Annotated in this window: 14 protein-coding genes; 5 read left to right on the top strand and 9 right to left on the bottom strand. The window is 71.7% G+C overall.

Annotated features, from left to right (window positions below):
• Positions 1-31 precede the first annotated feature (31 nt).
• Positions 32-1,066, bottom strand: a complete 1,035-nt coding sequence (locus AB0C26_RS20785; RefSeq protein WP_360249517.1) for a gfo/Idh/MocA family oxidoreductase — start codon at positions 1,064-1,066, stop codon at positions 32-34.
• A gap of 55 nt (positions 1,067-1,121) precedes the next feature.
• Between AB0C26_RS20785 and AB0C26_RS20780 the strand changes: the two genes are divergently transcribed.
• The gene (locus AB0C26_RS20780; RefSeq protein ID WP_360249514.1) at positions 1,122-2,573 is read left to right on the top strand and encodes an MFS transporter; all 1,452 of its coding nucleotides are present in this window, start codon (positions 1,122-1,124) and stop codon (positions 2,571-2,573) included.
• A gap of 24 nt (positions 2,574-2,597) precedes the next feature.
• Here the strand turns inward: AB0C26_RS20780 and AB0C26_RS20775 are convergent, their stop codons facing one another.
• The gene (locus tag AB0C26_RS20775) at positions 2,598-3,506 is read right to left on the bottom strand and encodes a 5'-3' exonuclease (RefSeq protein WP_360249511.1); all 909 of its coding nucleotides are present in this window, start codon (positions 3,504-3,506) and stop codon (positions 2,598-2,600) included.
• A gap of 54 nt (positions 3,507-3,560) precedes the next feature.
• On the opposite strand from AB0C26_RS20775, the gene AB0C26_RS20770 reads away from it, so the two are divergent.
• The gene (locus tag AB0C26_RS20770) at positions 3,561-4,712 is read left to right on the top strand and encodes an acyl-CoA dehydrogenase family protein (protein ID WP_360249508.1); all 1,152 of its coding nucleotides are present in this window, start codon (positions 3,561-3,563) and stop codon (positions 4,710-4,712) included.
• Positions 4,713-4,783: 71 nt separating this feature from the next.
• On the opposite strand, the gene AB0C26_RS20765 is transcribed toward AB0C26_RS20770, so the two are convergent.
• Genes AB0C26_RS20765 through AB0C26_RS20750 form a run of 4 tightly spaced genes read right to left on the bottom strand, consistent with a single transcriptional unit; the run spans position 4,784 to position 6,697 of the window.
• A complete protein-coding gene (locus AB0C26_RS20765) occupies positions 4,784-5,341 on the bottom strand; it encodes a hypothetical protein (RefSeq protein ID WP_360249505.1) in 558 nt (185 codons plus the stop codon).
• Positions 5,338-5,946: a DUF402 domain-containing protein gene (locus AB0C26_RS20760; protein ID WP_360249502.1), complete on the bottom strand. Its 609-nt coding sequence runs from the start codon at positions 5,944-5,946 to the stop codon at positions 5,338-5,340. Before AB0C26_RS20760 ends, AB0C26_RS20765 begins: the two co-directional genes overlap by 4 nt.
• Before the next feature lie 17 nt (positions 5,947-5,963).
• Positions 5,964-6,395 (bottom strand): MerR family transcriptional regulator, encoded by a 432-nt coding sequence (locus tag AB0C26_RS20755; protein WP_360249499.1) that lies wholly within the window; start codon positions 6,393-6,395, stop codon positions 5,964-5,966.
• Positions 6,392-6,697 carry a hypothetical protein gene (locus tag AB0C26_RS20750; protein ID WP_360249496.1) on the bottom strand — a complete coding sequence of 102 codons (306 nt, stop codon included), beginning with the start codon at positions 6,695-6,697 and terminating at the stop codon, positions 6,392-6,394. The genes AB0C26_RS20755 and AB0C26_RS20750 overlap by 4 nt, the downstream gene beginning before the upstream one ends.
• A 51-nt stretch (positions 6,698-6,748) precedes the next feature.
• Between AB0C26_RS20750 and AB0C26_RS20745 the strand changes: the two genes are divergently transcribed.
• The 3 genes from AB0C26_RS20745 to AB0C26_RS20735 are packed head-to-tail and all read left to right on the top strand — an operon-like array spanning position 6,749 to position 8,482.
• Entirely contained in the window at positions 6,749-6,985 is a 237-nt protein-coding gene (locus tag AB0C26_RS20745; RefSeq protein ID WP_360249493.1) for a hypothetical protein, read from the top strand.
• 32 nt (positions 6,986-7,017) lie between these two features.
• Positions 7,018-7,998, top strand: coding sequence for a S66 peptidase family protein (locus tag AB0C26_RS20740; RefSeq protein ID WP_360249490.1), 981 nt, complete (start codon positions 7,018-7,020; stop codon positions 7,996-7,998).
• A gap of 10 nt (positions 7,999-8,008) precedes the next feature.
• Entirely contained in the window at positions 8,009-8,482 is a 474-nt protein-coding gene (locus AB0C26_RS20735; protein ID WP_360249487.1) for an Lrp/AsnC family transcriptional regulator, read from the top strand.
• Here AB0C26_RS20735 and AB0C26_RS20730 read toward each other — a convergent pair.
• From AB0C26_RS20730 to AB0C26_RS20720, 3 genes are all read right to left on the bottom strand, one after another.
• A complete protein-coding gene (locus AB0C26_RS20730; RefSeq protein ID WP_360249484.1) occupies positions 8,466-9,770 on the bottom strand; it encodes an alpha/beta hydrolase in 1,305 nt (434 codons plus the stop codon). The two genes, AB0C26_RS20735 and AB0C26_RS20730, sit on opposite strands and share 17 nt — an antisense overlap.
• 85 nt (positions 9,771-9,855) lie before the next feature.
• Positions 9,856-10,332 (bottom strand): NUDIX domain-containing protein, encoded by a 477-nt coding sequence (locus tag AB0C26_RS20725; RefSeq protein WP_360249481.1) that lies wholly within the window; start codon positions 10,330-10,332, stop codon positions 9,856-9,858.
• Positions 10,329-11,057 carry a class I SAM-dependent methyltransferase gene (locus AB0C26_RS20720; RefSeq protein WP_360249478.1) on the bottom strand — a complete coding sequence of 243 codons (729 nt, stop codon included), beginning with the start codon at positions 11,055-11,057 and terminating at the stop codon, positions 10,329-10,331. Before AB0C26_RS20720 ends, AB0C26_RS20725 begins: the two co-directional genes overlap by 4 nt.
• Between the last annotated feature and the right edge of the window lie 386 nt (positions 11,058-11,443).

The raw sequence follows: 11,443 nt of genomic DNA, 5'->3' as shown, positions 1-11,443 counted from the left end.
TCCCATCGGGAACCTTGGGCGATGATTTAGCTTAATTCCACGGCGGGGCGTCAACGGTCACCGTCTCACCACTGTCCGCCGCCTCCTCGATCGCCAGCGCGACCAGGTGGTCGTAGGCCCCGTCGGCCAGCGGGTACGGCGGCCGGCCCTCCCCGCGCACCCAGGCGGCCATCCGCTGGAGCAGGGTGGCGATGGCGATCTCCTCGTCGTTGAAGCGCCGGCCGGGGAACGGATTGCGGAACAGCACCCGTTCGCCGAACGTGATCGTGTCGGTGTCGAAGTCGTCGAGGTCCAGGTCGTAGCCGGTCTGGCGGCGGACCAGGGGCGTACGCACGATGGTGCGCGGCCCGGCGAGCCGGACGATCTCGTCGTCGCGCAGTTCGCCGTGGGTGCCGCGGACCAGGATCCGGCGGAACCGGAGCTGGTTGTGCCACTGGTTGCCGGTGAAGTCGTACAGCCCGGACCGCCCGTCCCCGAAGTCGAGGGTGGCGATGGTCGTGGTGGCCTCTTTCGCAATCTCGTCGTCGGTCCAGCCGTCGCGGGTGAGCGGGTCGACCAGCGGCGCCCGGGTCCGCGAGGCCCGCACGGTCACCGGACCCCGGCCCTGGCCGAGGTAGCCGCGGATCAGCGACACCGCGTGGTACATGTGCGTCGAGGAGACCTGCACCTGGGTCGGCTCGCCGATCAGCCCCGCCTGGACCGCCGCCAGCCGGGCCGCGTGGGCCGGCACGAGCAGGTACTGTTCGGCCACCTGCACGAGGCCGGTGTCGCCGGTGAGCTGCCACAGCGCGTGCAGCTTGGCCGCGTCCGGCGCCGGCGGCGTCTCGGCCAGCACCGGCAGGCCGCGCTGGACGGCCTGCAGGATCACGTCCGGGTTGGCCGCCCACGGCACGGCCGTGACCACGAAGTCGGGCCGGATCTCGTCCAGCGTCCCGAAGGTGGGAACGGGCAGGTCGCGAGGGGTGCGCACGACCGCGCCGACGCACTCGACGCCGGGCAGCGCGGCCGCCAGCCGCCAGAACATCTCGGCCCGCCACCCGGACCCGACCACTGCGAACGACGTCATGGGAGACACACTAGATCCACGGTTATGGCCCTTTCCAGAAGGGAAAGGTGAACCGGTGACATCGGATCCCCAGCGCTGGCGCGCGTTAGCCGTAGCCCTCGTCGCCGGCTTCATGACCCTGCTCGACGTCAGCATCGTCAACGTCGCCCTGCCCTCGATCCGCGACGAGCTGCACCTGAGCTCCGGTGAGCTGCAGTGGGTCCTGTCCGGTTACGCCCTCACCTTCGGCCTGCTGCTGGTGCCGGCCGGCCGGTTCGGCGACGCCCGCGGCCGCCGTAACGTCTTCATCGCCGGCCTGGTCGGCTTCACGCTGGCCAGCGCGGCCGCCGGCCTGGCCACCAGCGCGCTGTGGCTGATCGTCGCCCGGCTCGTGCAGGGCGCCGCCGCCGGCGTGATGACCCCGCAGATCACCGGCCTGATCCAGGAGATGTTCGAGCCGAAGGAGCGGGCCCGCCCGTTCGGCCTGTTCGGGGCGACGGTCGGCATCTCCACGGCGGTCGGCCCGCTGCTGGGCGGCCTGCTCATCGCCGGCATCGGCGAGTCCGAGGGCTGGCGCTGGATCTTCTACCTGAACATCCCGATCGGCGTCGTCGCGGTGATCCTGGGCCGCCTCTGGATCCCCGCCCGCACATCCGGCAAGCGCCACGAAAGCCTCGACCCGGTCGGTGTCGTCCTGCTCGGCGTGGGCGTGCTGTTGCTGCTGTTGCCCCTGGTGCAGGAGCGCGAGTGGCACGGCAGCGCCAAGTGGCTGCTCGCGGTGGCCGGCGTGCTCGTGCTGACCGTGTTCGTGGCCTGGGAGCGCCGGTTCGGCCGGCGGAGCACGGCGCTGGTCGAGCTGGGGCTGTTCAAGGTCCGGTCGTACGGGCTGGGCGCGCTTATCGGCCTGCTGTACTTCGCGGGCTTCACCACCATCTTCTTCATCTACACGCTGTACCTGCAGAGCGGCCTCGGCTACAGCGCGCTGCTGGCCGGTCTGGCCGTGACCCCGTTCGCGCTCGGCTCGGCCGTGGGCGCGGCGGTCTCCGGCCGCTTCGTCAACCGCTACGGCCGGCAGCTGGTGGTGCTGGGGCTGGTCATGGTGGTGGCCGGGCTGGCCGCCACCGACCTGGCGCTGACTCTGGTCGAGGGCGGCGGCGGGGGAGCGGCGGCCGCCGTGCCGCTGCTGATCGCCGGCCTGGGCAGCGGCCTGGTGATCAGCCCCAACCAGAACCTGTCGCTGTCCGAGGTCCCGGTGGCCCGCGCGGGCAGCGCCGGCGCGGTGCTGCAGACCGGCCAGCGGATCGGCACGGCCATGGGCATCGCGGCCGTCGGCAGCCTGTTCTTCGCCCGGCTCGCGGACAGTCGCGGCGACTGGGGCTCGGCCTTCCGCGGCGCCCTGTGGCTCACCGTCGCCTTCGTGGTGGTCGCGCTGGCCGCCGCGCTCACCGACGTGCTGTCCTCGCGCCGCAAGCAGTCCGAGCACGGCCGTCACGAGCCCGGCCGCCACGCGGCGGCCGCCCACGACTGAGACTCGCCGGCCCCGCGGCGAGCCTCAGCCCGCGGCCAGGGCGTCGACCAGGCGGCGGGCCGAGCCCGCGAGGTTCCAGCGTTCGGCCAGGGCCAGCAGCGCGTCCGGGTCCTTCGGGGCGCGGGGCATGGCCGGGTCGAAGTCGGGCAGTTTCACATCGAGGGCGACCTTGCAGACCGGCAGCGCCTTGTCGAGGTAGTCGCGGGCGGCGGCCAGCTTGGTCTTGAGGCCCGGCGCGAATCCCGCGCCGGGGTCCTCGAGGGCGGCCAGGATTTCGGTCACGCCGCCGTAGCGGTTGATCAGGCGGGCCGCTGTCTTCTCGCCGACGCCGGGCACGCCGGGCAGGCCGTCGCTCGGGTCGCCGCGCATGGCCGCGAAGTCGGCGTACCAGCGGGCGGGCACGCCGTACTTGCGCTCCACCAGGGCGTTGTCGGCGTCCTCGAGCTTGGCCACGCCGCGCCCGCAGTACAAAAGCCGCGTTTCACGTGAATCGTCAACGAGCTGGAAGAGGTCACGGTCGCCCGACACGACCTCCACCGGGGCCGGCTGGGTGGCCGCGAGGGTGCCCAGCACGTCGTCCGCCTCGTACCCCTCGACGCCGAAAGCGGGAATGCCCACCGCGGCCAAGGTCTCCAGCAGGATCGGGATCTGCCGCTCGAGCGAGGCCGGGACCTCCTCGACGTCGCCGTGCGCGACCCGGTGCTTCTTGTAGGACGGCACGAGCGCCACCCGCCAGGCCGGCCGCCAGCTCGCGTCGAGCGCGCACACCACCCGATCGGGGTGCCGCGTGCGGATCAGCTGGGCCAGCATGTCGAGGAAGCCGCGGATCGCGTTCACCGGCTCGCCGGCGCCGGTCCGCGCGGCTTTCTCCGGGATGCCGTGGAAGGCGCGAAAGTAGAGGCTGGGAGCGTCGACCGCGAGCAGAGGCTTCACGAGGCCACAATAGGGTATCGCGAACCTTAGTTAACGTTAGTTAAGCTGGCGGATGTGACGGTAGACCGGCTCCTGCCCACGCCCGAGGCCCACGACCTGCTCGACCTGACCCGCGAGCTCGCCACCCGCGAGCTGGCCGGAAAGGCGGCCGGCTTCGAGGCCCGCGGCGAGTTCCCCCGCGACGTGCTGCGCACGCTCGGCCGCTCCGGCCTGCTCGGCCTGCCCTACCCCGAGGACGTGGGTGGCGCCGGTCAGCCGTACGAGGTCTATCTTCAGGTCCTGGAGATCCTGGCCGGCTCCTGGCTGGCCATCGCCGAGTCGGTCAGCGTGCACACCCTCGCCTCCTACCCGGTGTACGCGCACGGCAGCGAACGCCAGCGCAAGATGCTGCCCGACCTGCTCGGCGGCGAGCTGCTCGGCGCGTACTGCCTGTCCGAGCCCCAGGGCGGCTCCGACGCGGCCAACCTGACCACGAAGGCGACCCGCGACGGCGACGGCTGGCGTCTCGACGGCACCAAGGCCTGGATCACCCACGCCGGCCAGGCCGACTTCTACAACGTCTTCTGCCGCACCGGCGGCCCCGGCGCCAAGGGCATCTCCTGCGTGCTGGTCGACGCCGGCGCCCCCGGCCTGCACCCGCAGAAGCCCGAGCGCACCATGGGCCTGCGCTCCTCCGCCCCGGCCCAGATCGTCCTCGACGGCTGCCACGCCGACGCCGACCGCCTCATCGGCGCCGAGGGCACCGGATTCACCATCGCCATGGAGGCCCTCGACGCCGGCCGGCTCGGCATCGCCGCCTGCGCCGTCGGGCTCGCCCAGGCCGCCCTCGACTACGCCTCGTCCTACGCCCGCGAGCGCGTCCAGTTCGGCCGGCCCATCGGCGACTTCCAGGGCGTCGGCTTCATGCTGGCCGACATGGCCACCCAGATCTCGGCCGCCCGCGCCCTGCTGCTGAACGCGGCCCGCCTCAAGGACGCCGGGCGCCCGTTCTCCATCGAGGCGGCCAAGGCCAAGCTGTTCGCCACCGACACCGCCATGCGCGTCACCACCGACGCCGTGCAGGTCCTCGGCGGCGCCGGCTACGTCGCCGACCACCCGGCCGAGCGCTGGTTCCGCGAGGCGAAGGTGCTGCAGATCGTCGAGGGCACCAATCAGATCCAGCGCCTGGTCATCAGTCGCTCCTTGACCCATGGGGTACGGAATTAGCGGTCCGCTCCCCGGTCCACGGACGCGAGCCGCGAGCGGGGTACGGCCTGCTGCCGCGTCTCACTGTCCAATCAGTGCTTACTCGCCTTGATCACGTAGTAGGCGGGCAGCGCCCCGGCCGTGTCCCCGAGTCCCGCGTACAGCGCCGGCTCGGGGGCCTCCCGGAAAGCGTCCAGCCGCAACCCGGCCCCGGTCAGCGCCATCACGACGTCACTGACCGGCCACACGAACATCGACAACTCGGGCGCGCCGGCCTGCCCACGTGCCCCCTCGGGCCGTTTCGCGTCGTCCTGCTGCCGGTTGGGGCGCCCGCGCCCGAAGTAGTCACCGGCCACCGCCAGCCGCCCCGGCTCCCGGACGGCCAGAACCTCCCACGCCGGATGGTGGTCGCACAGCAGCACGGCCCCACCCGGCCGCAGCCGCGCCGCGACCATGCGGGCGAAGGCGGTGAGGTCCCCGTACGAGCAAGCAAGCTGAACCACCCGCCGCCCCGTGACGTCCCCGGCCAGCTCCCGCTCGAAATCGGCGAGAGTGACCTCACCGGCCCGAAACCGCTCGACGGCGATCCCGTCCCGCCGGGGCGCGATGAGATTCCAGCCGGCCCGGTTGCCCTCGGCGAAGCCCGTCACCGGACCCCCTCCGGAAACCGCGGCGTGTCCCAGCCGGATCCGGCCCGAAAGCCCGTGTGCGTGCCGTCGAACGGGAAGTCCCCGGCCTCGATCAGCTTGACCACCCGGTCACCCTCGGCCCGGATCGCGGCGGCCCCCGCCCGGTCGTAGTAGAGCGGATCCCCGATGTGCCCGTCGAACTCCGCGGCGTCCTTCCACCGCCAGTCACGACCCGCCGTGACGACGATGTCGAGCACGGAGTCGGTGGTGACCACGCCACCGTCCACCCGGGCGTAGGGCGCCTCCAGATTGACGTACCACCCGTCGAAGACCCCGTCGGCGAACATCCACCACACCGAGTGCGCCGCCCCCGGACGCATCAGCATCAGCAGGTCGACGTGTTCCCACCGCCGGGAAACCAGCCGGGGCTCCCGCATCCGGGCCGGGCTGAGGTCGTGCCCGGTCTTCCCGTCGGCGTCCACAATGGTCGCGAAGTCCGCGCCCACCGGCTGCCACAGCACCAGCCCGTCATCGTCGTCCGCGACGACCCGCATGGCCTGAGCCCACGTACGCCACGACCCGCGCAGATAGCTCCTGACGATGGTCTGCCCCGATTCGAACCGCACGGCGGCAGGGTACCGGCCTACCTCGTCGCCTCTGTCGTCGCGGACGGTTCGCCGGTGAGATCCGGCAGCGGGCAGCCGGCGCCCGTGCAGTCGGTCAGGCTGTCGCAGCGGGCCTCGATGACCTCGGCCAGAGTCGCTCGAACCGCCGCGAGTTCGGCGATCCTCCGGTCGATCTCCGCCATCTTGCCGGCCGCCCGCTGCCGCAGATCCGGCGCCGGGCGCCGGTGCCCGCCGTCGAGAAGCCCGGCCACCTCATCCAGGCTGAACCCGAGCCGCTGCGCCGCCTTGATCACCCGGAGCAGCGCCACCGTCCCGTCCGGATAGAGCCGGTGCCCACCGTTCGACCGTGCCGGCTCCGCCAGCAGCCCCCGCCGCTCGTAGTACCGCAGCGTCTGAACGTTGAGGCCGGCCCGCTCGGCCACCTCCCCGCTCCGCAGAGCGCCCGTCACCGAACGGCCCCGATCAGCGCGGTCAGCACCCCGGCGTGGAGCTCCGGGACTTCCACGTCCAGGAACACGTCGTCGCCCGGGCCGGTGGTGACGGTGAAGGTGAAGAAGGAACAGCACGCGGTCTCGCGGGCGGCCAGGTCGCGAACCGGCGCCGCCGGCCCGGCCAGGCGCAGCCGCGCGTGGGTGGCGTCCGATCGGGTCACCTCGCGGAGCGCGGTCGTGAACAACCTGTCGAACTCGGCCAGTCGCGGGGGCTGCTCGGCCGTCGGCAGTGTGCAGGCATCCGGAACGACGAAGGACATGGCACGACCGTAAGCCTGTACCGGGGTACCGGATGCAATAGTGTCCGGCCCATGACGCCGGACGATCTCGTGAAGGCCGCCCTCGAGTCACCGGCGGACGGCGGCGCCGTCGCCGGCGACTGGCCGGTCAGCCCGGACCTGCCCTGGTACCGGCCGCCGGCGATCACCGCCGGGATCCGCCGGATCGAGGCCCGGGAGCAGTTTCGCCGGTACGCCGCCACCGCGCCGGACTCCGGGCTCCGCCGCTGGGCCGCGACCATGGCCGGCCGGCCCGATGGAAATGAGTAGCCCTCGGCGTCAGCGGGTTCGATACTGCGCCGATGACTTTGAAGCCGCTCCGGCCCCGCGCGCTGCGGGCGGGTGACCTCGTCGTCGTCGCGGCGCTGTCCGGGCCGCTGCCCGCCGCCTACGAGGTCAACGTCGAGCGGACGGTGGCGCTGTTCGAACGGATGGGCTTCCGCGTACGCCGGGCGCCTCTGCTCGAAGCCGGCCGGCACCGCTGGTGGAGTGCCGCGACCCCGGCGGAGATCGCCGCCGAGTTCAACCGGCTCCTGCGTGATCCCGAGGTTCGGGCGATCGTGGCGAGTGACGGCGGCCAGACCGTCTTCGGCTACCTCGACCTGATCGACTTCGACGCGGTCCGGGCCGACCCGAAACCGGTTCTCGGCTACAGCGACATCTCCCTGCTGCATCTCGCCCTGTACGCGCGTACCGGCCTGGCCGGATTTCACGCCGACATGGCGGTGCCCGGCTTCGGCGGGTGCTGGCCGGCCGCCCCGGCGCCGCGCCGGGCGGAACTCGAGGCGCTGTACTCGAGGTTGCTGACCTCCACCGAGGCGGCCGGCCTCCTGCCCGCGAGCCCGTCGTGGGAGTGCTGGCGGCCCGGGCGAGCCGAGGGCCCGCTGATCGGTGGCGTGATCAATCGCGTCGCGCTGGTGCAGGCCACGCCCTTCGCCGTGCCGCTCGAGCGGTTCGACGGCGCCATCCTGTTCTGGGAGGAGATGGGCGGCCTGGCCGCCTACGTCTGGACCTATCTGCACGTGCTGCGGCACAGCGGCGTCCTCGACCGGATCGCCGGGATGGTCGTGGGCGTGCCGCGGGAGATCGGCGGGCTCGGCACACCCGGCGAGCCGGGTCTGGCCGAGATCGTTCGGGACGTGCTCGGCGATCGCGACATCCCGGTGCTGGGCAACGTCGACATCGGCCACGCCGGGCCGAATCTTCCGGTGCCGATCGGCGTCCGCGCCGCCCTCGACGCCGGGGAGCGGACGTTGTCGCTGCTGGAACCGGCCGTTCGGTAGGGTGGCGGCCGTGGAAGAGATCGACCGGGCGATCGTGAGCGCCCTGACCGCCGACGGCCGCCTGTCGTACACCGATCTGGCCGAGCGGGTGGGGCTGAGCGTGTCGGCGGTGCACCAGCGGGTGCGGCGCCTCGAGCAGCGGGGCGTGATCTCGGGCTACACGGCCAAGGTCTCGTACGAGGCCCTGGAACTGCCGCTGACCGCGTTCGTGGCCATCCGGCCGTTCGACCCGTCGCAGCCCGACGACGCGCCCGAGCGGCTGGCGCACCTGCCCGAGATCGACTCCTGCTACTCGGTGGCGGGGGAGGACTTCTACATGCTTCTGGTACGGGTGGGCAGCCCCGCCGATCTGGAACGCCTGCTCCAGGAGATCCGCACCGCCGCGAACGTCACCACCCGGACCACGGTGGTGCTTTCCACGCCGTACGAGAATCGCCCGCCCCGCATCGCCCCGTCGGTGCCCGACGTCACCGCGGACAGCTGATGCCGCGGGCCGGCACCGTCACGTCGACGAGGTAGTCGTCGGCGATCTCGCGCATGCAGGCGCTGAGCGAGTACGACCCGTGCCCGGTTCCCTCGTACGTGACCAGCACGCCGCGCGAACCGAGTTGCCTTTCCACATTCCGCGCCCAGTTGATCCCGGTGGCCGGATCGTGCCGCGAATTGAGCAGCAGAAGCGGCACCCGGGTCCGTACGTCGAGATCGTGCTGCGGATTCGTGACGTGCGGCCACCCGAGGCACATGGTCAGCGCGAACGCTTGCGCCGGGAAATGGGTGTCCGGCGCGACCCGTTCGGCCTGCCGCAGAATGCGCCGATAGTCGGCGTACGAATGCACCGGCAGCGACCAGTCGGCACAGAACGCCGGAATGACAACGTCCAGGCGTACGTGCTGACCCTGCCCTGACTTGATGAGGGCGGCCAGTCTCTCGTACTCCCCGTCCTTGAGAAGCTTGTGCGTTATCGCGATCAGATCGAACCGCGTCATTCCGCCTCGTCCCGGATCGGCGTACAGCCGCTGCCACGGTTCGGCGCACTCCGGGCAGGTGGCGATGAAGTCGTCGAACGCGTCCTCGAAGGCCCAGGCCTGCGCGCTCAGGAACGACGCCGTGTCACGGCTGCTGTGGTCGGTGACGCTTTCCAGCACCATCGCCCGCACCCGGCCCGGATAACGGGACGCGTATTCCTGGCCCAGCAGGGTCCCGTACGAGCTGCCGTGGAACGTCAATTGCCGCTCCCCGAGCGCCTTGCGCAGCGCCTCCACATCCCGCACCGTGCTCAGCGTGTCCGCGTGCCGCCACACCGGCCCGGTCCGCCGTTCGCAGTCCGCCCACAATTCCCGGTTGTGGCGCAGCGTTTCCTGGAACTGCTTCGCCGAGGTCAGGACAGGGTCAGGGGCGGCTTGCATCAGTACGGGGTCACAGGTCATCGCCGAACTGCCGCCCACCCCGCGGGGGTCGAAACTGACGATGTCGAACCGCGCCCGCAGATCCCGGAACCGGCCCGCGTTGTCGACCACCCGGTCGACGCCGGAGTCACCGGGCCCGCCCGGCCCGAAAACGAGGGTGCCCACTTTGTGCGCCTGGTCGGTCGCCTCCCGTTTCGCGATTGCTATTCCGATGGTCGCCCCGCGCGGCCGCGCCCAGTCGACGGGAACGGTCAGCGTGGCGCAGGAGACGCCCTTCTCCGTACCGCACGGTTGCCAGTCCAATCCAGTGGTGGCCACCGGAACCGGCCCGGCGGCCACCATGACGAGAGCGAGAAGCGTATGCATGCCTCGATGCTTCTCGATCCCCACGGGCTCGCGGATCAGGAATGACCCCTAATCCTGTCCGGCACGACGGCGCTCGGCCGGGGGATCACAGGTCGAGGATGATCGGCTGGTCGGGTACGCCGTTGGTGAGCAGGGCGGCCAACGGCGTGACGAGTCCGCCGGGGCCGAACAGGTCGGGGCCGCGGTAGGAGGTGATCTCGGGAAGGGTCCACCAGCGCAGTTCGGTGATGTTCTCGGCGGCCAGTTGGGCGTCGGAGAAGGTGCCGCGCGGTGTGAACCTCGGCGTGCGTACGAGGAAATAGTCCTGGATCGCGCCGTCGTAACCGGCGATGTAGGCCGGGTCGACGACCTCGCGGTGCCACACGTGCGGCGGCGTCGTGTCGAGGGTGTAGCCGACCTCTTCCCGCAGCTCGCGGCGCAGCGCCTCGAGCAGGGTCTCGCCAGGCTCGACCTTTCCGCCGGGCATGGCCCACACCGCCCGGCCGGGCATGGCGTGGCGGCAGAGCAGGATCTGCTCGTCGCCGGTCAGCAGGAGGGCGCGGACCGCCGGGCGCAGCCTCATGCCGGCGTCAGGCAGGCGCGGGCGCATTCGGTGATGTACGGCAGCTGGAACTCGGTCCGGCCGACCAGCTCGGGGTGGGTCGCGATCAGCTTGCGGACCTCGCTGAGCAGGGCGGCGCGCTCGTCCGGGGCGAGCAGGATCACGTAGCTGCGCGAGGCGACCATGTCGATGAGACGTTCGGGGCCGATCAGCTCGGTCCATTCGAACCGTTCGATCTCGACCGGGCCGAAGGGGGCGCCGATCGTGGTGTCGCGGTCGCTCTCCGGGCTGTTGATGATCTCGCCGAGGCGGCGGACCCAGTCGGTGCGCTCGTCGCGCAGGTTCCACAGCAGGCCGAGACGGCCGCCGGGGGAGAGGACGCGGGCCACCTCGGGCGCGGCCTTGGCAGGGTCCACCCAGTGCCAGGCCTGGGCGACCAGCACGACGTCGGCCGAGCCGTCCGGCAGCGGGATCCGCTCGGCGCTGCCCAGCAACGCCGGAACCCCCGGAACCGACTTGCGCAGCTGCTCGAGCATTCCCTCGGACGGGTCGACCGCCGAGACCGGCAGCCCGCGTTCGAGCACCTGACGGGTCAGTTTCCCCGTGCCGGCCCCGAGGTCGATCACGCGCGGCTGCCCGGCGGGCAGGAGCCAGTCAAGAGCGGCTTGCGGGTACGAGGGCCGGCCCCGCTCATAGATGTCAGCGACGGGACCGAACGATTGGGCGTGCGCGGCGCGATCAGTCACAAAGGGATCTTATCTATCACAGTATCCTAGGATGCCTTACGCGCTGTGCGTCGCGACACGGCAAGCCCGCGAGTCACGGCCAACCCAAAAAGGAATCAACGACGTCCTTGATTCGGTCACGGATGGCATGGGTGGCGTGCGCGGATTGCTCAGCTCGGACGGGGCGGGGACCGCGGGGGATGCGCTGGAAAGACCGGGTTGCGAAGCCGGCCGGGCGGCTTCGGCGCTGCTCGCTGTGGATGCGCCGACAGAGCCGGTTGCGAAGCCGTCCGAGTCGGGGGAGCCAGCCCGTGGGACAGCTATGCCGGCTGGGGTGTGGGACCGACGGCGGAGCGGCCGAACCCGACGCCGACGGCGACGCGGGTGGTGGGGCCGCTGTTTCGAAA

Source organism: Actinoplanes sp. NPDC048796, assembly GCF_040650035.1.
In the GTDB taxonomy this organism is placed as follows: domain Bacteria; phylum Actinomycetota; class Actinomycetes; order Mycobacteriales; family Micromonosporaceae; genus Actinoplanes.
Note: the sequence above shows the minus strand (reverse complement) of the source record. Positions and strands in the feature narration are given on the sequence as shown.